This is a genomic window from Leptospira sanjuanensis (assembly GCF_022267375.1).
Classification (GTDB): Bacteria; Spirochaetota; Leptospiria; order Leptospirales; family Leptospiraceae; genus Leptospira; species Leptospira sanjuanensis.
Genome location: NZ_JAIZBH010000001.1, coordinates 2,389,826 through 2,410,742, shown reverse-complemented (window position 1 = coordinate 2,410,742; position 20,917 = coordinate 2,389,826). Strand labels below are relative to the sequence as shown.

Here is a 20,917-nt window from a genome sequence, read left to right as displayed (position 1 = left end):
AGTTAGGTCGCTCTCCAAAATTTGATACTTCCTTCTTCGATCGCGTCCCGGAGTCTTTCCAGGATTCCGTTCTGAGCGGTCTCCATTTCGGCGAGACTGATCGGTCCCATCGAATCGGATTCCAAGCGGATGGAAGAGGAGAGGGCCGGTTCCAGTTTTTCAAGAATGGCGATCTGAACTTCCGTTTCCGTGCCTTTCAGGGCGCACGCGAGCACGATCGGATGAAAGGAGGAAAAGAACCGGTTCAACGGCTCCCTTTCCAAGAATAACAGATCTTCCATCCGAAAGAAGTGTTCAATTATATTTTCGGCAAAACCGGGGCGCTTCTCGCGGATGCGATCGAAGATTTTTTGCGAATCTCCGGGTTGTAAACGACCCAAAAGGTCTGCGGCCTTTTTCCCTCTCTGGTTTTTGATCGGAAGGCTTTTTTCTTCGAGAGCCAAGGCTTCGAGTTTAAATTTCAGAAAACGTTCCAGGCGATTCTTCTCGTATTCGCTGGAAAGATCCAAATCGTGGATCTGGATCAAAATCTCCTCTTTTCTCGCTTCGGGGAAGTCGTTTAACACCGCAGCCGCAGCGTCCGGATCTCCGAAGCAGAGAACCAAGGCGATCATGTCAGAGTTTTCACCGGAAACGATTCTGGAGATTTCTTCCGCGCTTTTTGTCTTCAGTTCTTGGAGAAGATCCCGTTCTTCCTTTTCCTCTTTAAGAAGCGCTTCGAGTTCCCGGATCAGGTTGAGACTTTCGGGATCGATACTTTCTTCTTTTTGAATTCTTGTGAGAGAGTTTAAGAAAGAAGAGAGAACCTCTCTCTCTTCTTTCGAATCCGGCTTTCCGGTTTTGTGAAACGTTTCAAGAAGTTTCCCCGTCGCTTCCGGACCTAAGTGGCGGTAGACTTCCGGAGGGAGATGCTCCCCTAAGATCCGGAGGAGACTTCCCGCTCTGTTTTGTCTGGAGGACAGGGAATTCATCAGCTTGCTTCCTCTTCAGAGAGCCATGTGCGGAGAAGTTGTGCGACTTCTTCCGGTTTTTCTCTGGCGAGGTTGATCGCGTTTTCGAGAAGTTCTCTTCTGTATTTTTCGTCCAGAGAGAGTTCGACTTCGGCTCCGCCTTCGTCCATGACGCGGAGCGCGGCTTCTCTCATCATCTGCTGTTGAGCGGCAAGTTCTTCTTCTCTGAGTCTTCTTCTTCTTGCGATTTCTTTTTTAACCGCTCTGTAAACCAGGATGCTTACGATCAAAAGAAGAATGATGATTAAGGATGCGATGATCATCTGACGAATCGCTTTCTGTTTACGGAGTTCTTCGTCTTCCGCCGCGAACTGAGCCGATCTGTCTTTCGGGATCGTGATGACTGAAATTTGATCTCCTCTTGCTTTGTCGATTCCGACCGCGGCTTCTAAGTTCTTACGAATCTGTCTGAGTTCGTCGTCGGAGACGGGAATGTATTTGCGATCAAAGCCGGTTCCGTCTTCTCTCTCTTTCTTTTCCCACATTCCGTCGATGACTACGGAAAGATTGACCTTCTCCACTTTCCAAGGTTGTTTTTGAACTTCGGAAACTCTTCTGTTGAATTCGTAGTTGTTGATGTTTTCGGATTTGCTGTATTCCGATTTTTGATAGTCCGTGTCCTTGTAGCCGGGAGGAATGTTCGGCTCGGTTCCCGCAGGGCCGTCCGGAGTAAAACCTCTTCCTTTGAAGTCTTCTTTGGTTTCTTTGGAAGAGACTTTGAGAGAATAACCGTCGACGAGTTTTAATTCGGAATAAGGAGTGTTCGGATTATCGGGAATGGCGACAACCGGAGAAACGGAGTTGTCTTTGTAGGATTCCTTGTCCCAATTTAGATTATATTCAAAACGTGTAATATCGACTCTTTCTTCTCCGCCGAGCAACCAACGAAGAGTGTTTCTCATGTCGATCAATCGTTGGATTCTTTGTTCTTCGCCGATTCTTAATTTCTCTTGAACGATCCTGAGTTCCAGTCTTTCTTTTTCCAAGTCCTCTTCGAAATCGCTGATGATCTTTCCGTCCGCGTCCGCAACGCTTACGTTTTCGGGTTTTAACTTGGGAACCGCTCTGGAAACCAAGTTTACGATCCCTTTGACTTCTTTTCTGGAAAGGGATTCGACGCCCGGAATGTAGTGGAGAATTACGGAAGCCTTAACGGGAGAAGCGTTCGAAGTAAAAAGTTCGTCTTCGGGAAAGGCGATGTTGACGTAAGCCTTGTCGACGGAACGAAGAGTCATCAAGGATTGTTCGATCGCGCCTTTTAAGGCTCTATACTTTTTGATGTCCTTATCGAATTGTGTTTCGGTGAACTTATCCACGTTGAAAAGTTCCCATCCTTGAACTCCCGCGGGAATTAAGTTCTCCTGAGCGAGTTTGGTTACGATCTCCTGTCTTTGTTCGGGATCGACCGTGATTACGCTCGTATCGGACGAGCCGTATTGATACCCGAGAGAATCGAGTTTTTTGGTGACTTCGGCAAAGTCCTTGCTCGTTAAGTCCTTAAACAAAACCACTCGGTTCTTTTGAAGGGAAATCGTGGAAAGGATTCCGATCGCGATGAGAACGGTTAACGCAACCCCTCCGAGTATAAGTTTTTTAGTCGTGTCCAGGCTTGTGAAAAAGTCCCGGACGTTGTTTAAGATTTTCTGTAACTGCTCAGGCATAACGAATCTCCACCGAATTTACAATACGGGACATAATCAAATATCGGAAAGAAAGTACAATCCCTTTTCGAATTTTTTTAGAAAATTTTCTTTCGGTACACAAATGTTAAGCGCAGTGAAATGCGTTCATTCGTCATTTTGAATGTGTTTGGAAAGACGCTTGCGCGTACTGAATCTTTGTGTAGTGAAAAGTGGGTCGCGATGCGTTGAGTTTTTTCGATCGCTTTCGCAAAGAAAAACGCGATTCGAGGCGGCTCGAGCGGATCTTTCAATCCACGCCGCTTCTTTTGAAAAAGAACTGTAGCATCTTTCGAACTTGCGCGGGTGCGACCCCGTTTCCGAAAAATTCTCCGTCCACCCAGATCTCAAAGTGAAGATGAACGTTATCCGCGGAACCTTTCGCTTCTTCGATGAGACCGGAATTGCCTACGTTTCCGATGACTTCTCCTTGTTTCACCTTATCGCCAACATTGAGATTCTTTCGAATCGAGGAAAGATGATTGAAGCTCGTCATGACTCCGTGGCCGTGATCGATCCAGATTTGTCTGCCGCCGAAATCCTTTTCGACGAAGGTGACCGTACCTTTTTGCGATTGAGCCGTATGATATTCGTAATCGGCCAAGGTCATGGGAGAATAATTCAGATCCGCACGCACAACGATTCCGTCCGCGGGAGCGACTGCCTCGTCTTGGAAGTTCAGATTGGAAATCTGGCCGTTCGTATCTCGTTTTTTGTATATATCGATTCCCTTATGAACCCCGTTCCGATATACGCGGGGAGCGTTCGGGAGCTGAAAATCGAAACTCGGAATGAGTCCGCCTAAAACGGGAAAGGTATATCCGCGGAGGCGAGGATCGATTCCATTCAACAGTCTTTGATTGAGAAAGAGTTTGAGATCGCTGATCACGACACCTCTATCTGTCGTATCAGGAAAATAAATCCGTAAAACCGAGGCGTCCAAACTTTCCAGTTTGTGAAAGTTCTTCAGCTCCACGTTCTGATTCGTGAATATGGTTCTCCAGTCGTCCCGGATTAGAACCTGAATCTCGTATTTTTTCACGGCGCGCTCTTTGCGGAACAAAGGAACCGTGATTTCCAAGCCGTTGATCAGGCGTTTGGAACCGAAGTCGACGATGATCCATTCGTTTCCCGGTCGATTGGCGGAATACCAGTGAGTGGTTGGGTCCGAATCGAAAAGATTAAAACCTCCGTATTCGGGAGAAAACGAAGAAGAAACCGAATAACTAAACGGAGCCGTGGTCCATCTTCCGAAATCGATAAAGTCCACTTCCGAACCGAGATTGCCGTACGCCGCGGGCGCGCCACCGACGGAGGCGGAAACGAGAAGAATCAAAAAACCGACTTTTACGATCGGATTTTGTAATTTAGAAAAAACGAATGTTCTTGGCTGAAATAGACTAAACATGAAAGGGTTTGCCGGATTCCGCTTTGAATCCGCTCGTTTTTTCCGTTTCCCATGCATCGAAAAATCTGGATTCTTTTTGTGTCAGGTCGGGACGAAGCGCGATCGGCGCGCCCTTCGCATCCGCGTATAAGGATCTTCTTCCGAAAAATCTTCCGCGGACTTCTTCCGGCCAAGGTTTCTTTTCTCCGTTTCCCTTCATCTTCCATGCGACAAGCGCGTTGTCGCAAACCGCTTTTAATTCTTCGGGGTTGGCGGAAATTCCGTGATCCGGCCCGTCCAGATTTTGATCCAAGGTGAAATGTTTTTCGATCATAGAAGCGCCTAACGAAACCGCTACGCTTGCGGCGACGCTCCCCGCAGTATGATCCGAAAAGCCCACCGGACAGACATACAGATTTTTGAATGTTTCCACCACCTTCAGATTCGCTTTTTCCGGCGGAGTCGGATATAAGGAAACGCAATGCAAAAGACAAAGTTTGTCCGTTCCTTCGTTTTCCAAAAAGGAGATCGCACGGCTGAGTTCGAAAAAATCCGCCGCGCCGGAGGAAAGGATCACGGGAAGTTTGGTGCGCGCCGTCTCCGATAAAAGCGATTTGTTGGTAACGTCCCCGCTCGCGATTTTGATCGCGGGAACCTTTAGATTTACGAGCATTTGAAGCGAACTGACGCAAAGAGGGGTCGAAAAAAAGACGAGTCCTTCTTCTTCGGCCGTCTTTTGAAACTTCTTATGCATCGCTTCCGATAGTTCATATTTTTTGAATATATCGACGAGGATCTTCGCGTCCGGATTGTGAACGTCGATGAATTCTTCGGTAACATAGGATTGAAATTTTACGGCCTGCGCTCCGCACTTTTTGGCGGCGGCGATCGTTCGTTTTCCGATGTCTTCGTCGTTGTTGTGATTGAGTCCGATTTCGGCGACAACGATCGGAGGATATTCCGGGCCGACTCGCAGCGCGGAGGAAAGTGAAAATTCTTTTTGAAAGGTCATGTGATTCTTCGTACTTTTATTTTTTAAGTGGATATATAAGATTTCGGTTCATTAGCTCATAACTTAAGTTCCAAAATGATTTCGCTTTCGTATGATACGCGTCGCATTTTACCGGATCGGTTTTACATTCTTCCGTTTCTCCGATTCTCGGAGCGATGGAAAACGGAGAAATGCGAATCTTATCGGTGAGGCTGTAGAAAATCCAATTCCCCTCGATCCAACCGATAAAATTGCCGAACGCAAAGTAGGCGGTACCTCCCTGCAGTTTGGGATCGAGGAGGTCGCGTCCCATCGCTGAGAATCGAACTTTCTTACCCACAATTCCGAGGATGGTGGGAATTACGTCTAACTGAGAGGAAATACGGGCATCGATTTTGGCCGGAATTTTTCCGGGCGCATAAATCAAAAAGGGGACGTTTCGATCCTCGAAATAATCCAGATTTCTATGATGCGTGTGGTCGCCTACGAAGATAAAGACGGTATCCCGAAAGTAAGGGGACTTCTTCGCTTTTTCGAGAAAGGAATGGATCGCAACGTCCGCATAACGGTAGACGTTGAAATATTCCGCTTCTTCCGTTTTCGGCGGAAAGATTTCGTATTCCTTCGAAGGGGTTTTGTAGGGATAGTGCGTAGTCAAGGTCAGAGTGACGGCAAGAAAGGGAGAATCCTTTTGTTGCATTAGGATTTCATGAAATTCGTTTAACAAATCTCCGTCGTAATACCCCCAAGGTCCGCGTTCGTATTTCCGCAGGGAGTCGAAGTATTCCTGACCCAGAATCGTATCGAAACCCCAGTGGGAAAAGAGAAAACTCATGTTGTCAAAGTTGACGTCTCCTCCGTGAACGAAGAGGGTTTTGTATCCCAGCGGTTTGAGGATCGTTCCGAGTCCTCCGAAACGGCTTAAAATTTGCGGCGTTCGGACTACGGTCAAACCTGGACCGTCCGGGATTCCGGTTAACGTGGATAACAGCCCGTTCGTCGTTCTTCCTCCGCTCGCAAAGAAAGAGGAAAAATAGGTTCCTTGACGGATGAGATTCTCGAAATGAGGAGCGATTTTTTTTCCTTCGGGAGGAACTTGTCCTTGGGAATAGGCGTATTTTCCGGTCCAACTTTCGAGAAGCACCAAAACGATGTTAGGCGGCCTGCGGGAGTTCGTCTCCTTCGTTTCCCGGAGAATCGGAAATTCCTCCGAGATAAAGTTCGAACCCGGGTATTCGATCTCTTTTCGAACGACTTCGATCGATTCCGCATAGGAACGCCGCAGATGTACCGGAATCGATTGGTTTTTCAAGTCCATGATGGATGTGAAAACTCCGTTTAATACGAGTTGATTTACGATCGGCGTTTCCGAGATCATTGCGTCGCTGGCACGAAGCGGTCTGGATTGAAAACCCCCTCTCGCAAACAAAAACAAAACGGGAGGAAGGATCAGAAGCTGCCACAGTTCTCGTTTTTGAAACGAGGAATCGAAGTCATATGAATAATTTTGAATGTATCGAATGATCGCAAGCGGAAGTAGAACCAAGACCACGGCCGAAGATAAAAAGGCGAGCACGGTATCGCCCGCAAAAAAGGCCTTGAGAAGAATCGGGAATTCCGAACCTAAAAAAACGAATCCTTCATAACCCAAGTGCTTGTTCGTTTCGCTGAAATACAAAATGTCTCCGATCAAATGTCCGAAGACCCAAAAGAAAAGAACGATCGGAGCAATTCCCCAAAACAACGAATAGGTCCGAAACCGATTCAAGGGGTGGATCGCGGATGCAATCGTAAAAGCGCTTAATAAAATCGCACAAACCGAAAGATCAAAACGGATTCCCGCGATCAAAGCGAGTAGAATCTCCCCGAGATTCGCAGCCGCGAACTTGGAAGAGAAGACGAACCAAAAACAAAGTCGATAAAGTAGGAACAGGATCAGAAAGCCGATCGTATAACCGAAAAAAATCCTGAGATTGGAAGGAATTCTCTGGAACATCCGCAATCTATATTAGGAAAACAGATTCCAAACCTGGAAAACGATAAACGAAGTAGTATATGCTAATAACGTCATGTACCCGAATAAAAAGAGAGGCCAGGCGACCGAATTGGTTTCCTTTTTTACCACGGCGAGCGTGGACATACACTGACAGGCAAAGGCGAAGAACAGCAAAAGGCTAACCGAGTTCCGCAAACCCCAGACTTCTTTTCCGTTTTCATCCTTGTCCTTGCGGATCGCTTCTTTGAGATCGTCGTCCGATTCTTCCCCTCCGACTCCGTAGATAATAGAAAGAGTGGAGACCATGATTTCTCTCGCCGCAAACGAGGTGATGATTCCGATTCCCATCTTCCAATCAAATCCGATCGGTTTTAAAACGGGCTCCATGAATTTTCCCGCGTCTCCCGCATACGATTCGCGGATTTGGATTTTTTTGAGTTCCGCCTCGGACGCGTTCGGGTATTGCGCGGAATCGATTCGCGGATAGTTCGCCAAAAACCAAAGGAGAATGGAAATAAAAAGGATGATCTGACCTGCGGTGGACAAAAATGCTTTCAGTTTTTTGAATACGTTTAACAAAAGACTTTTGATCGAAGGCGCGTTGTAAGCGGGGAGTTCCATCAGAAAATAAGAGGAGTCCGATCGAAAGAACGTCTTTTTGAAAACGAGAGCCGCGAGCATGGACGCGATCATTCCGGCAAGAAACAGACCGAGCATCGTCAGAGCCTGCACGCTGAAAATCCCCCCGATTTTTGTCGCGGGAAACACGGCGGCGATTACGAGAATGTAAACCGGATACCGGGCCGAACAAGTGATCAAAGGTGAAACTAAAATCGTAGTGATTCGATCCGATTTGTTCTCGATGGTTCTTGTACCCATGATCGCGGGCACGGCGCAAGCGGCGGAGGAAAGAAGGGGGATAAACGATTTTCCGGAAAGACCGAATTTGCTCATAAACCGATCCATCACGAAGGAAGCGCGCGCGATATAACCGGTCTCTTCCAAAATTCCGATAAAGAAAAAAAGCAAACTGATTTGCGGAATAAAAACGAGAACCGCTCCGACTCCTCCGATGATCCCTTCCTGAACGAGAGAACGCAACGGACCTTCTTCCATAAAACCGCCGACAAAACTTCCGACACTTTGAACGCTCGACTCGATCCAATCCATCGGAGTTTCCGACCAAGTGAAGAGCGCTTGAAACATCAAGGCCATGATTCCCAAAAAGGAAACCAATCCCCAAAAAGGATGCAGAAGAATCTTATCCGCCTGGGAAAGAACGCGCTCGTTCGGAAGTGCGTTTCCTCCGAGCGCGTTCCCCAATATCTTTTTGATGTAGATGGATTTTTGAGTGAGTTCTTCGAGATAGGTGAAGGATTTTCCGAAACGGGAAAATTCTTGTCGGATTACGTTTTGGGAATCTTCGGAAAACAAAGAAAGGCCTGGAAGACCTTTTTGAAGAGTTTCTCCCGAAAGTTCTTTGAACGAATTTAATAGAACGAATTTAAGAGATTTTGAATGTTCGGAGTCGAGCAAACGCAGCAGTCCGTTCGTAAAATTCTCACGTTCTTTGTCCCAAGTGAAGGAGCGGATCGGAAGTCGGAAAGCTCCGGGAGAAACGAGAAGATCCTTTAGTTCCTGAACTCCTTCTCCGTTTTTCGGATTCACGTATTGAAACGGAATTCCGAATTCTCTCGAAAGAACGTCCAAATCCAAGTGAACCCGTTTTTTTTCGAGAACGTCCCGCATCGTGACGGCGACTAACACGGGTACGTCGAGTTCCAGGATCTGAAGCAGAAACTGAAGACTTCTTTCCGCGAGGGAAGCGTCCATCACGAAAAGAATCCGATCTCCTTCTTCGTGACCGATGAGAACCCGGCTCGTGATCTGTTTGTCTTCGGAGTTTCCGCCGAGACTGAACGCACCGGGAAGATCCAGAACTTTCAGGGAATGTTCTCCGTGTCCCAAAATCCCTTCGGCTTTTTCCACGGTGACCCCGTGATAGTTGCCGGTTTTTTGTCTAAGCCCTGTTAGGCGATTGAATAAGGTCGATTTACCGCAGTTCGGATTTCCCGCCATGAGAATTCGGGAAGTTTTTTCCTGCGCTTTCACGTTAGAATGACCCATGAACTTCTCCAATTTGGATGAGCTCCGCTTCTCCTTCCCGAATCGCGATTTCCACTTCTCCCGCACGGAGAACCATCTTCTTTTGAGTCGGATATTTTTCCAAAACGAGAATTTTCGTCCCGGGCAAAAGTCCGATGTCGAGGATGTTTCGAAACAGGTCTTCCTTTCCGGGTTGGAGAAGAAGGGAAAGGATCGAACCTTCCTGACCTTTTTCGAGTTCGTTTAACAATTTCGTCATATTAGAAATTTATCACGGTCTCGGATGAGGTCGATGTCCGGGGCCATCGTTTTGACGTAACGATCGAAGTAGAGAATCTGTTTGATCAAAAGGCCGAATTCTTTCGGAATTTTCAAACCGTTGCGTAAGGAAATTTCGCGGAACTCGAAAAGAATCGCGTTCAGCTTCTTGTCGTCCAAGGATTCGAGATCGCCCATTTGAACCTTCATCACCATTTCGGTCATTCTGGAAAACACCGCTTCCAAATCCTTCGCGAGTTTCCTTTCATCCACTCCTTTGGAAGTGGAATCCATCTGGATCAAACCCTTCGCGATCTTTTCGGTTCTGTTCAGACTTAATCCTTCTAAAAAGATCATCAGACCGTCCCAGACGCGCGGGGAAATTCTTCCCACGATTCCGAAATCGATAAAACCGACGGTTCCGTCCCGAAGGATCATTAGATTTCCTGCATGTACGTCCGCGTGAAAAAATCCGTTGCGCGCCAACGTGGAAAACCAGATTTCCAGAGCCTCGGTGAGGGTCTTTTGAGGATCGGAGGAATACTTGCGGATCGAGTTCTCATCCGTGATCGGAGCGCCGTAAAAACGTTCCATGGTGAGAATCTTCTTCGTCGAAAGTTCTCTATAAACTTTCGGAACTCTGGCCCTTGTTTCGCCCATCGCGAGAAGTTCCCGTTCGAACTCTTCGATGTTGTCGGCTTCTTTGTAAAAATCAATTTCTTCTAATATAGATGTTTGGAACTGTTCGACCATATCCGAAATTCCGGATTTGCTAAGGCCCGGTGCGAATCGTTCGAACAAAACCGAAGCGAAGTAAATCAGATTTAAATCGGCGGATAACGTGGATTCTATGTCCGGTCTTTGCACCTTGATGACTACGTCCAAACCGTCCTTTGTGACCGCGGAATGAACCTGCGCGATCGAGGCCGAAGCGATGGGAATCGGTTCCACACTGTAAAAATGATCGCTGAGTTTTCCTCCAAGTTCCTTCTGAACGATTCTTTCCACGGTTGCGTAGGGAATCGGTCGAATTCCATCCAAGCACTTTTGCATTTCGGTTACGAACTCGTCGGGGAAGAGGGAAGGAGCCGACGCGATGAACTGACCTAACTTGATGTACGTGGCGCCTAACTCTTCGAAGGCTTCCCGAAGTCGGATCGGAAATGTCTCCATCGAATCTCCGCCCAAGGCAAGATCCTTTAAAAGGAGAATGGTCTTTGTGGAGAATACAAAACCGCTGTTCAGGATTCGGGAGGCACCGCCAAAACCCATTTTCAGGGAATCAAAAAAACCGGCCATAATCACAAAGATTTTGAACTTCCTTTCAAAAGACAACTACAGAAAGGGGGTTCAAAAAACCGGAGAATTCTCCGAATTGCCTGCGGGTCGAAACTGGTTTTTTGTTTACGAACGAACTCAAATTCTGATTATGGCTACATAAAATACACCGTCCGGCGTATCTTCCCTTATGAGCAACGATTCAGTACTACTTCAGGAACTCGATAAACTTGAACTCAACGATCTGAAAAAAGTCGCGACTCTCTGGAATCTTGCAAAACTTCCTTATAAAGAAAAAAATAAGAACGTAGCCTATCTTTACGAAACCTTTCAGGATGAATTTTATCTGAAAGGAGTTTTGGAAAAACTGACTCAGCTTCAGGTTACGATTTATACCAGCATACTTAAGAATAAAAACGTTCTGACGCTCGGTGAAATTTCGAGAAAGGTGAACATTCCTCCGATCAACGTCGAGATGGAGTTGAACCTTCTTCGGAAATATCAGCTCGTCTATCAGAGAAAAAACCGCGAACGTCTTACGAACAATTTAGATAAATATCATGCGTTTGAGGAGATCGCCGATCTCGTTCCTTTGGATCAAAATCTCAAAGGCGACAAATACAAGATCTCACTCGAAAAGGTTCTCGACCGCAAGAAGACGACCGAAATCTCGGACGAGTGGAAGGCTGCGGTTAAAGCTCCGAAACAACTCGACTCGATCAAAAAGTTTTATTCGATTGCCGCTTCCGAAGAAGGAATCGATCTCAACCTTCAGTCTCTCGCCGATTTGGAACGAGACACTCTCGTCCGCATCTACCTGAGCGGGGGAGTTTCCGAAGCGGAAGACATCCGCAGTTACGTTGTTACAAGCCGCGGTAAATACGAACAGATCGTTCCTGCGCTGATCGCGAAAGGATTGGTAATGGACGTTTGTTTTGTGGATGAAAAGTTCGTCCGAGTTTTCGCGATCCCCGATGAAATTTTAAAATACGTTCAGACGCATCCGATTCTTCCTTCGATCAAAAAAGGAACCAAACAAAGAACGGAAAAACTCGCGGCGAACGACTTAGACTTTTTTCTCAACATCAAAAAACTGATCTCTTATATCAGCCGCAAAGGTTTGGTTCTTGCTAAGTCCGGAAAGGTAAAACAAGCCGATCACAAACGCACGGAACAGGAACTTCTCAATCCCGATATCGGAATTTTTCCGGAAAAGAGCCAGATCTATCAGATGGAATTGATTCTTCCGGTTCTGAAACTCCTGAACCTCGTCGACATCAAGGGAGAAAACATCATTCTCAAAGGCGACGTGAACGGATTCAACGAGAAGGATATTTTCGAAATCATGAAACTCGTCGTCCACGAGGTCAACGAAGCCCGTATGAAACGGGTCGTTCCCGCGGAAGTTTTCACAGCGACGGAAATGCCTTTTTACGATAAACCGATTCTCGACAAGTGCGTGAGCCTTATCATCAAGGCGAAACGCATTCATCTTTCGGTGATTTTTTCCAATATCATTCGGGAACACATGATTCTTTCTCCCGGATTTAGGACTAAGAATTTTCAGTCCGATCTCGCGGAACTCCGTAAGGAAATCATGAGCGCGATCTTTTATCTGCATCTTTTCGGACTTTTGGAAATCGAATATCCGAACCGTTTCCTCGGGCTTTCCAAGTTGGGAGAATACTTTTTCCAAACAGGGGAACTTTCCCACAAAACGGAAAAAGGCGGAATTACGATCAACCCGGACTTTACGATCATCGCGTTTCCGGATCGTGTTTCCATTCACGGACTTCATATTCTCAAAGCGTTTACGGAACTCAAAGACTACGATCGGGTTTATACCTTCGTTCTTACTAAAGAAGCGTTCCAATTGGGAATTCTGCTCGGATACAAACCGACTGAGTTCATCGACTTCTTAAAGAATTCCAGCAAAGCGGATCTCGCGCAGAACCTTCTCTTCTTATTGGAAGATTGGGGCGGAAATCTTCCGGTCGTCGACATCACAGAGGATTGTGTTCTCGTTCGTACGAAAGACCAAAATACGATGGAACTTCTTTTGGGACAGATCAAAGGAAAGAAGATCGTGTTGGATGAAATCGGTCCAACTGCGGTTCTTGTGGACAAAAACCGCGTTCAAGACGTAATCACGGTTTCCGAAAAACTCAATCTCATCGTAAATCTCACCCGTTAATCCGAAGTAAAAATCCGAGGTTCGTTGGCTCGGGTTTTTCCGCAGATCGTTTACGGACTCGAACTGAAACGTTTCTTGTTTCCAAGCCTGGAAAGGAGATTTTTGCGTAGTGCACTCGAATTCGGGAAAGGAAAAGAATGGAAACTCGGATTTCGGTCCTTACGACGGAGGTCGATTCGAAGCGGTTGAAGGAGATCGAGTTGAGAGCGAATGTTTTTCCGAGCCGAACGGGCTCGGAATCGTGAAGATTATTCTTCCACTTTGATTTTGGTTTTGAATTCCCATTTGCGATACGGAGCGATCGCTTGCAGTCTTTCGTCGGTTACGAAGAATAGGGCTTCTCCGTATTTAACCAATCCACCTTTATAATGTGCGTATTTTGTTTTATGATCGATAAGACCGATCTCCCGGACCTTGCTCCAATCGTCGCAGGTCTTGAGGGTAGGGACTTTTCTAAGATGCAATTCCTTGATCTTATTGTCCTTAACGGAGTCCCTGAGTATCTTTTCCCATTCCATAAAGTGCAAAGTAAAAGCACGGGGGGAAAAATCAAGGGTTTTTGCGATGTCGGGTCGCTCTTCTCCTCGAGGCGAGGTTTAAAGTTTGAAGAATTCCACTTCTCGTTTCAGATCCTCGGCTAATTTCGCTAAACCGATGGAACTAGAGCTGAGTTCTTCGGAGGAAGCCGCGGAAGATTGATTGAGATCGTTGATCGTCGTGATGGTTCTGGAAATTTCTTCGATCGCGATTTTCTGTTCCCGAACCGCACCTTGAATTACGTCGGATCTGTCCTTGACTTCCTTTGCGGTGAAATTCATCTGATCGTTTTTGGAAAGCTGATGTTCCATAAATTGATTCACGACTTTCATCTGGCTGTTGATTTCGGAAATGCCCGCAATGATACCCGAGATCACCGTCACCGTATCGGTGATGTTCTGAATTCCGATTCCGATCTCCGCTTCGTTACTCTGGATGATCTGTTCGATGTCCTTGATGCTGTTCGTGGTTTTATCGGCGAGTTTGGAAATCTCGTCGGCGACGACCGCAAAACCTTTCCCCGCTGCTCCCGCTCTTGCGGCTTCGATCGCGGCGTTCAACGCAAGAAGATGAATTTGTTCCGAGATCGTGTTGATGATCTCAATCACTCCCGCGATATCTTCCGAGCTGCGGCTGATCTTTGTGATCGATTGATTGGTGAGTTCGAGGGAACTTCCTCCCTTTTTCGCGTCCTGCGTGATTTTTTCGACTTCGAATAAGGTCTTGTCCAGGTTGCTGGAAGTTTCGTGGATCGAATCGGAGAAGAGTTTCATATCCGATGCGAGTTTGTTCAAAAGGTTGACCTGTTCTTTCGTCTGCGCTTCCACTCCGTCCATTCCCGCGGAAATCTCTTCGATCGAAGCGGAGATCTGTTCGGAGGAAGCCGCTTGGTTTTGTGCGTTATCCGAAATGAAGTTCAAAGCGCCGGACATTTCATCGGAGGAAGTCGCGAGGTTGTTGGATGCGTTTACGATTTTACCCAAAACCGTTTTCACCTTTTTGTTAAACGAATTGATCGAGATCGACATTTCTCCGATTTCGTCCAATGCGAGAACCTTCAGGGACTGCGTAAGATTTCCATCAGCCATCGATTCGAGAACGTCTTGGCTTTCCTCGAGGGGTTTCAGTTTTTTTCTAAGAATGATATGGATGAGAATTCCGATCAAAATCAGACCGAAAAAGGAAATCACCGCCATCGCGTATACGGCGACGATCGCCTCTCCCGTGATCTCTTCGTTTTCCACCGAGGCGAACGTAATGAATCCGTATTTTTTGTTCTTCAGAAGAATCATGTATTTGTATTTTCCGCCGAAGAAGTAACGAACCGGAACGTTATCCTGATAGTCTTTTACCTGATCGTAAAACGGAAAGTCCTGCAGACGTTTGAGATTCAAAGCGGGATTCACGTGATTGAGAACGACTTCGCTCGCCCCTAAAAGACCGGGATAACCGGTTTTTCCGATCTGGATAGAACCGATCAGTTTACTCGTGAGATCCGCGATTCGAAGGGAATAGGCGACGTAAAGTTTCGCGTTAGACGAAATTGGTGTCAAAATCAGAACGACCGGAGTTCCGGAAACCGGAGATGCGGTCGGTTCGCTGACAAAGGTTCGTTCGGCGGAAACCGATTCCAAAACCTTGTTTTCGGAGGGAAGACGGAACTGTTTTAAAAGAGATTCTCCGTCTTTTGCGAGAGTTCCCGTTCCCGAGAGAATTCTCCAGGATTCTCCCTCGGCTTGGAGCAAAGAGATCGATTCGTATTTGGGCGAACGGCTGAGAAGGGTTTCCAAAAATCTCTCCAAGTCGCTCAATTTGTAATTTTCCGCATAGGAAAGAAAGATCGGATCGTGTATCAGCTTTTCCGCATCCGATTTCATCTCGTCGAAAATCGATTCCGTGAGAATGTGAAGCGTTTCGTTCACGTTGATCATCTGATTGAAGTAAGACTTTCGAACCGCCGCGTAATTGAACTTATAAACAAGACTCGAAACTCCCACGGCGAGAATCAAAACGATAAAAATAAAGATCATCGTAAGCGAAGTCGTCAACCGTATCTTCAACAAGGAAGAAGCGTCGATCACGCTGAACGCTCCCGACTCGATCAACTGCGTAGTCAATTTTTCAGTGGTTAAAAACGTATAAACCCCGAGCGACAACGAAAGGATCGTAGTAATCGCGAATAGGTTGTAAAAGTCCGCGATCTCGACGGAAGAAGTGAAACTTCTTAAAAGGATGATGAGCGTGGCCGTGACGAAGATACGTCCGGAAATTTCGATCGCATGAAACAAAGGAAGGCGGGTCAAAGACTTCTGTGCCGCAAAGGCGGTTTCCCGATCGATGATTCCCTGTTCGACGACCTTGCGATATTTTAAAATCGGTTTCAGCTTTCTTAGATCCGAATAAACGGTAAAGGCGAGTGTGAAAACGGAAACACCTAAGGTCAAACGAACCGCACTCTGAAGCTGATTCGGATCCAGCTCCAAAAAGGACTTGAAAAAGACGATCGAGGCTCCGATTGCGAGGGAGAAGCCGATTACTTCGGTGACTAAAATGAATTGAAAGGTGAAATTGCGGATCGACCGGGTGATATCATTCATACATTGCTTTCCAGAGCCGTTTGCGCGTTATGCGCTTTGCCTTGTTTGAGGTAAATTTCAAGACGAAGGCTCGGAAGCACAAGGAGAATTCTTTTTGAAGTATTGATTGAAGGAGCGTACTAACGGAGAATTTCGATTTGTAACGAACGGGCGTCGCATAAAAAACGACGCTCATTCTTTCGGCAAGGCGAGTCCGTTTCGGTCCGCCTAACTTGGTTTAAACGGGTGGGGTTCGTTATTCGCCCCGAATACTTTCCAGTTTGTGTTTTACTTCCTCGTTGAGAGGCTGTTTTTTCTGGAAGTCTTCGAGAAGGCGAACCGCTTCGGTCGGTTTGCCGACTTCCACGTAAAGATCCGAAAGTTCGAGAAGAGGTCTCGGGTCCATCGGAAATTTCTTATGAAGATCGAGATAGATTTCTTCGGCCTTGTCGCGTTTGCCGATGAGCTTGAGGGAAGACGCCTTACCGAGTAGAGCGAAGTAATCTTCTCCTTCCGCGAGAATTCGGTTGAAGCACTCAAGCGCCTTGTCGAATTCTCCCATTCCCCGCAAACTGTCCGCATAACGGTTGATGATGAGTTTGTTGTCCGGGTCGAACTCTAGAATTCTTTCCCAATACTGATTGGCTTTGTGGAAATCTTTTTTCCCGCGGTAACTTTCTGCAAGACCGTATAACGCGAAAAAGTTTTTACGATCGAGTTCCGCCGCCCTGTGATAGTATTGGATCGCCTCGTCGTAATCCTTGATTTTACGGTAGGAGTTTCCGATTTCGGTGAGAATCTTGATGTTGTCCGGTTGGATGAGAAGAAGTTTTTCCCACCAGTGGATCGCGTCCTTGTATTTCTGACAGGCAAAGTAGAGATGACCCAAACCCACGATCACGTATTGATCCTTCGGGTTGATCTGCAGGGCCTGCATATAATAAATTTCTGATTCTTTAAAGTTCTTCAGTTTGCGATGCGCGTCCGCGACGCGGCTCAGGATGGAAGCGTCCGTGATCGTGATATGTCTGTAATCTTCCGCGACTTCGATCACTCTGGAAAGAAGATTCATCTCGCGGTAGCAGTTCATGAGACCCATCAGAGAAAACTTGTTCGAGGGATCTTCCTGTATACATTTATGATAATATTCGATGGCGTTTTTGTAATCCTTCTTCTTGAAGAAGAGGTCGCCCATACCGACCAAGCCGTATGTGTTATGCGGATCTTTTTCCAGAAGTTCCTTCAGCTTCGCTTCGGCTTTAGGATACTGGTGAGAATCTAAAAGTTTATAGGCTTCTTTTGCGAGGCTTTTGATGATTGCGAATTGTTTGTCCTCTTCTTCTTTTTCAATATTAGGATTTTCCATTTGATTCTCTCTTTTTTAAATTTCGTTCTTCCAAATTCGGAATTCGCATTATTATTTTTCGACGGACAAGATTCATTGAATATTCTTTTGAGGCTCAAATATTCTGTAAAGAAAATAAGAACAGATAGCTTCCTTCGTAAAATAAAAAGTGATTTGAGCTGAAAATTAGTCCTTTTTATCTATTAGATTTTGGAAAAAAATTTCCGTTTCCCTTTTATATAAAAATGTTCCATTCAATAGCAACCCTATTTTAAATCGAAGAATTTGAGTTGGAATGAACGACGTCGTCTCAATGTGAAAACAGTCGAACCGATTCCGATTTGCTCATTCATTTTTTGAACATGGGGGACCTTTGGGAAACGCGTTTTTCATCGGGACAACCGCGGATCTAAGAACACGGTTCCTCTTGACAGTAGCCTTTCCGGTATCTTTATGGACGTAAGGGGTGGAATCATGTCCGCAGAATCGGAAAGAATTACAGGCGCCAGACTGATGGTGGAACTTCTGGAAGAATACGGGGTTGAAATCGTTTTCGGCTATCCCGGCGGAGCCATTCTTCCCTTTTACGACGAAATTTATAAAAGCAAAAAGATCAAACATATTCTCGTAAGACATGAACAAGGCGCCGTTCACATGGCGGAAGGTTATGCAAGAGCCACAGGAAAACTCGGTGTGTGCATTGCAACATCGGGACCCGGCGCGACCAACTTGGTAACCGGACTTACCGACGCAAAGATGGATTCCGTACCCGTTCTCGCGATCACCGGACAGGTCGCAACGAACACGATCGGAACAGACGCGTTTCAAGAAGCCGATATTTTCGGAATTACGATTCCCATCACGAAATACAACGCACTCATGAAATCCGCGGACGATATCGCGAGACATTTCGAGGAAGCCACCTTGATCGCGTTAGGCGGTCGTCCCGGACCGGTTCTGCTCGATTTCCCGAAGGATGTTCAAACCGAGCTGACTAACGTTCGCAAAGCGCCCCGTTTGAAAATCGCTCCGCATCACTATAAAAAGCCCGAAGTGAAAGGAAACGTGGAAGAATTTGCGGAAGCGCTGAACTCGGCTAAAAAACCCCTTCTGTATGTGGGCGGGGGGGCGATCAACGCGGGAGCTTCGAAAGAAATTTTCGAGCTCGCGACGAAAGCAGGAATTCCCGTCACGACAACATTGATGGGATTGGGTTCTTTTCCGGGCACACATCCTTTGAGCGTGGGAATGCTCGGGATGCACGGAACCGCAGCGGCCAACAAAGCCGTATTGGAATGCGATTATATCCTGAACCTCGGGGCACGATTCGACGATCGAGTGGCAAAAATCGGCGAATTCGCCGAAAAAGCGGTACGGGCGCATATCGATATCGATACGGCAGAATTCAATAAACGAATTCAAGTGGATTATCTTCTCCACGGAGATTTGAAGGATGCGTTAAACGCCATTCTTCCGTTCGTAAAAAAACAGGATCACGGTTCTTGGGTTTCTTATCTTCAAAACCTAAAAAAAGAACATCCTCTCGACTTCGATAATTCCGGTAATACGATTAAACCGCAGGATTTTTTGGAACGTCTTTATAAAAAAACACAAGGCAAAGCCATCGTATCCACGGACGTGGGACAACATCAGATGTGGGCTGCGCAGTATTATCTTTTAGACGAGCCGAACAATTGGCTGACTTCCGGAGGACTCGGAACGATGGGGTACGGATTACCGGCCGCGATCGGAGCGAAGTTCGGAAGAAAGGACAAGATGGTGATCTGCGTTTCGGGCGACGGATCGATTCAGATGAACATTCAAGAATTGGCAACTATCGCCGCGAACAAACTCGGCGTCAAAGTTCTCGTGTTCAACAATAACTTTCTCGGAATGGTTCGCCAGTGGCAGGAACTCTTTTACGAAGAACGATTCTCTCAATCGGAATGGAACTTCAATCCGGACTTCGTAAAACTTGCGGAAGCCTATTCGATTCCCGCAATGAAGATTTCGGATAAATCGGAAATCGACAAAGCGATCGAATTCTTCACAAAAGACGACGGCGCCGCTTTCTTGGAAGTGATGATTCCCGCCGAAGAAAAAGTATTCCCAATGATTCCCGCGGGCAAATCGCAAAAAGATATGATCGAATTCAAAGATCTGGCCGGACTGAAAAAAGCATGAAACACATTCTAAAAATTCTGGTAAACAATCACCCGGGCGTTATGAGCCACGTTTCCGGCCTATTCACTCGCAGAAGTTATAATATAGATTCGATCGCCGTCGGCGTTACGGTAAATCCGGAGATCTCCAGCATGGTAATCGTGGTAAAAGGGGACGAGTCCACGGTCGATCAAGTAAAAAGACAACTTTTGAAATTACCGGACGTTTTGGAAGTCGAGGATCTCGCCTATCACGATTGTGTGAGTCGTGAATTGGTATTGCTTGTGTTGAAGATCACCGAAACGACAAGAACGGAAATTCTTTCGGTTTGCGAAGTGTTCGAAGCGAAGATCGCGGATCTTACGCACACCTCGATTACGATCGAGTATTCCGGAAATTCCAGAAAGGTAAACGCGATCGTAGAAATTCTTTCTAAATACGGAATCGAAGAAATCGTCCGTACCGGACAAATCGCACTCCGATACAGAAGCATCGGATCTTAAATCGAATATCGATAAAAGATCCGATCGATCTTTCTTTCTTTTTAAAAACTCAAACTGCCCGCAAGGAAACGGATTGTTTCCAAGGTCGTTTTCGATCGGAATCGAAAAGTATACAAAACGAATTCGAATTGCATACGACCTTCCGATCGGATTTTCGAATCAATCTTTGAAGAATTCGATACCGTGCATTCGTAATCATACGAAACTCGGTTTGAATGAGAATCGAATCGGGAAATTGAATCGTTCCTCTATAATCGCTTTCCGACCAGAGAACAAGAGGTTCTATGTGAGCCGTATTCGTTTGGGAAGAATCGAAACCCGCTTGTTTTAAAGCCTCCTTTCTGGCTTCGTTCAAAAGTTTCTGCGCATTTTCTATGTTTAAACTTCCGTTTTCGTCACATTCTTGTTTGGCGAAGGAAGTTTCGAATTGGTGTGTTTTTGTATGGGATTGAATCATGGTTCTCTCTTTTGTCTAACTGCATGGTATAAAAAGAATACGTTCCTGATTTTGCTTCGAAAACCGTTTTGATATTTTTCGTCGAATGTTAATCGTTTGAATACAAAACGGAGTTCGTATTTATTGGGTTTACTATCAATTATAATTCTGATATATATTGAAAATTGTATACAATTATTTTTGAATATTCTATCCAAAGGATAGAATGGTGGATGGGCCGCGGCTCCCGAAAACGATTTGTATGTGCGTTACAAAAGGGTTTGAATTTGTTTCCTTTTTTACCAAGAAACGGTTTGTGATGAGCGTGGATTATAAAATGGAAATAAATTCTTTTTAAGTTTATGGCGTATCTCTAAAACGCATTCTACTTTGATAAAAAGACAAGTCCCAAGGTTTCGTTTCGGAAACTGTGCTTCATAACGAGCGGTTTCGGGGAC

At 46.1% G+C, this 20,917-nt stretch carries 15 protein-coding genes; 3 read left to right on the top strand and 12 right to left on the bottom strand.

Annotation, left to right across the window (positions count from 1 at the left end):
- Positions 1-2: 2 nt before the first annotated feature.
- From LFX17_RS10795 to LFX17_RS10760, 8 genes are all read right to left on the bottom strand, one after another.
- Positions 3-971 (bottom strand): FliG C-terminal domain-containing protein, encoded by a 969-nt coding sequence (locus LFX17_RS10795; protein WP_238730258.1) that lies wholly within the window; start codon positions 969-971, stop codon positions 3-5.
- The gene (gene fliF / locus LFX17_RS10790; protein WP_238730257.1) at positions 971-2,671 is read right to left on the bottom strand and encodes a flagellar basal-body MS-ring/collar protein FliF; all 1,701 of its coding nucleotides are present in this window, start codon (positions 2,669-2,671) and stop codon (positions 971-973) included. The genes LFX17_RS10795 and fliF overlap by 1 nt, the downstream gene beginning before the upstream one ends.
- Positions 2,672-2,939: 268 nt before the next feature.
- A complete protein-coding gene (locus tag LFX17_RS10785; protein WP_238746645.1) occupies positions 2,940-4,097 on the bottom strand; it encodes a peptidoglycan DD-metalloendopeptidase family protein in 1,158 nt (385 codons plus the stop codon).
- Positions 4,090-5,088 carry an N-acetylneuraminate synthase family protein gene (locus LFX17_RS10780; protein ID WP_238746643.1) on the bottom strand — a complete coding sequence of 333 codons (999 nt, stop codon included), beginning with the start codon at positions 5,086-5,088 and terminating at the stop codon, positions 4,090-4,092. Before LFX17_RS10780 ends, LFX17_RS10785 begins: the two co-directional genes overlap by 8 nt.
- Positions 5,089-5,104: 16 nt before the next feature.
- A complete protein-coding gene (locus LFX17_RS10775; protein WP_238746634.1) occupies positions 5,105-7,063 on the bottom strand; it encodes an LTA synthase family protein in 1,959 nt (652 codons plus the stop codon).
- A 12-nt stretch (positions 7,064-7,075) separates the two neighbouring features.
- Positions 7,076-9,190: a ferrous iron transport protein B gene (gene feoB / locus LFX17_RS10770; protein WP_238746632.1), complete on the bottom strand. Its 2,115-nt coding sequence runs from the start codon at positions 9,188-9,190 to the stop codon at positions 7,076-7,078.
- Positions 9,177-9,428, bottom strand: a complete 252-nt coding sequence (locus LFX17_RS10765; protein WP_238730252.1) for a FeoA family protein — start codon at positions 9,426-9,428, stop codon at positions 9,177-9,179. Before LFX17_RS10765 ends, feoB begins: the two co-directional genes overlap by 14 nt.
- Positions 9,425-10,726 (bottom strand): ABC1 kinase family protein, encoded by a 1,302-nt coding sequence (locus LFX17_RS10760; RefSeq protein WP_238730251.1) that lies wholly within the window; start codon positions 10,724-10,726, stop codon positions 9,425-9,427. Before LFX17_RS10760 ends, LFX17_RS10765 begins: the two co-directional genes overlap by 4 nt.
- A gap of 169 nt (positions 10,727-10,895) precedes the next feature.
- On the opposite strand from LFX17_RS10760, the gene LFX17_RS10755 reads away from it, so the two are divergent.
- Positions 10,896-12,899 carry a helicase gene (locus tag LFX17_RS10755; protein WP_238730250.1) on the top strand — a complete coding sequence of 668 codons (2,004 nt, stop codon included), beginning with the start codon at positions 10,896-10,898 and terminating at the stop codon, positions 12,897-12,899.
- Positions 12,900-13,147: 248 nt separating this feature from the next.
- On the opposite strand, the gene LFX17_RS10750 is transcribed toward LFX17_RS10755, so the two are convergent.
- The 3 genes from LFX17_RS10750 to LFX17_RS10740 form a co-directional block, all read right to left on the bottom strand.
- Complete coding sequence (locus LFX17_RS10750; RefSeq protein ID WP_002993672.1) at positions 13,148-13,417, bottom strand: hypothetical protein; 270 nt, start codon at positions 13,415-13,417, stop codon at positions 13,148-13,150.
- 78 nt (positions 13,418-13,495) lie between these two features.
- Positions 13,496-16,033, bottom strand: coding sequence for a methyl-accepting chemotaxis protein (locus tag LFX17_RS10745; RefSeq protein WP_238746630.1), 2,538 nt, complete (start codon positions 16,031-16,033; stop codon positions 13,496-13,498).
- A gap of 235 nt (positions 16,034-16,268) precedes the next feature.
- Positions 16,269-17,378 (bottom strand): tetratricopeptide repeat protein, encoded by a 1,110-nt coding sequence (locus tag LFX17_RS10740; RefSeq protein WP_238730248.1) that lies wholly within the window; start codon positions 17,376-17,378, stop codon positions 16,269-16,271.
- A 453-nt stretch (positions 17,379-17,831) separates the two neighbouring features.
- On the opposite strand from LFX17_RS10740, the gene ilvB reads away from it, so the two are divergent.
- Positions 17,832-19,541 (top strand): biosynthetic-type acetolactate synthase large subunit, encoded by a 1,710-nt coding sequence (gene ilvB, locus LFX17_RS10735; RefSeq protein ID WP_238730247.1) that lies wholly within the window; start codon positions 17,832-17,834, stop codon positions 19,539-19,541.
- On the top strand, positions 19,538-20,023 hold the full coding sequence (ilvN, locus tag LFX17_RS10730) for an acetolactate synthase small subunit (RefSeq protein WP_238730246.1): 486 nt from the start codon (positions 19,538-19,540) through the stop codon (positions 20,021-20,023). Before ilvB ends, ilvN begins: the two co-directional genes overlap by 4 nt.
- A gap of 49 nt (positions 20,024-20,072) precedes the next feature.
- Here the strand turns inward: ilvN and LFX17_RS10725 are convergent, their stop codons facing one another.
- Entirely contained in the window at positions 20,073-20,480 is a 408-nt protein-coding gene (locus tag LFX17_RS10725) for an acyl-CoA thioesterase (RefSeq protein ID WP_238730245.1), read from the bottom strand.
- Between the last annotated feature and the right edge of the window lie 437 nt (positions 20,481-20,917).

Excerpts from the sequence above, each read along its gene's own strand:
- LFX17_RS10795 (WP_238730258.1), bottom strand. The coding sequence starts at position 971 with ATGAATTCCCTGTCCTCCAGACAAAACAGAGCGGGAAGTCTCCTCCGG.
- fliF (WP_238730257.1), bottom strand. The coding sequence starts at position 2,671 with ATGCCTGAGCAGTTACAGAAAATCTTAAACAACGTCCGGGACTTTTTC.
- LFX17_RS10785 (WP_238746645.1), bottom strand. The coding sequence starts at position 4,097 with ATGTTTAGTCTATTTCAGCCAAGAACATTCGTTTTTTCTAAATTACAA.
- LFX17_RS10780 (WP_238746643.1), bottom strand. The coding sequence starts at position 5,088 with ATGACCTTTCAAAAAGAATTTTCACTTTCCTCCGCGCTGCGAGTCGGC.
- LFX17_RS10775 (WP_238746634.1), bottom strand. The coding sequence starts at position 7,063 with ATGTTCCAGAGAATTCCTTCCAATCTCAGGATTTTTTTCGGTTATACG.
- feoB (WP_238746632.1), bottom strand. The coding sequence starts at position 9,190 with ATGGGTCATTCTAACGTGAAAGCGCAGGAAAAAACTTCCCGAATTCTC.
- LFX17_RS10765 (WP_238730252.1), bottom strand. The coding sequence starts at position 9,428 with ATGACGAAATTGTTAAACGAACTCGAAAAAGGTCAGGAAGGTTCGATC.
- LFX17_RS10760 (WP_238730251.1), bottom strand. The coding sequence starts at position 10,726 with ATGGCCGGTTTTTTTGATTCCCTGAAAATGGGTTTTGGCGGTGCCTCC.
- LFX17_RS10755 (WP_238730250.1), top strand. The coding sequence starts at position 10,896 with ATGAGCAACGATTCAGTACTACTTCAGGAACTCGATAAACTTGAACTC.
- LFX17_RS10750 (WP_002993672.1), bottom strand. The coding sequence starts at position 13,417 with ATGGAATGGGAAAAGATACTCAGGGACTCCGTTAAGGACAATAAGATC.
- LFX17_RS10745 (WP_238746630.1), bottom strand. The coding sequence starts at position 16,033 with ATGAATGATATCACCCGGTCGATCCGCAATTTCACCTTTCAATTCATT.
- LFX17_RS10740 (WP_238730248.1), bottom strand. The coding sequence starts at position 17,378 with ATGGAAAATCCTAATATTGAAAAAGAAGAAGAGGACAAACAATTCGCA.
- ilvB (WP_238730247.1), top strand. The coding sequence starts at position 17,832 with ATGTCCGCAGAATCGGAAAGAATTACAGGCGCCAGACTGATGGTGGAA.
- ilvN (WP_238730246.1), top strand. The coding sequence starts at position 19,538 with ATGAAACACATTCTAAAAATTCTGGTAAACAATCACCCGGGCGTTATG.
- LFX17_RS10725 (WP_238730245.1), bottom strand. The coding sequence starts at position 20,480 with ATGATTCAATCCCATACAAAAACACACCAATTCGAAACTTCCTTCGCC.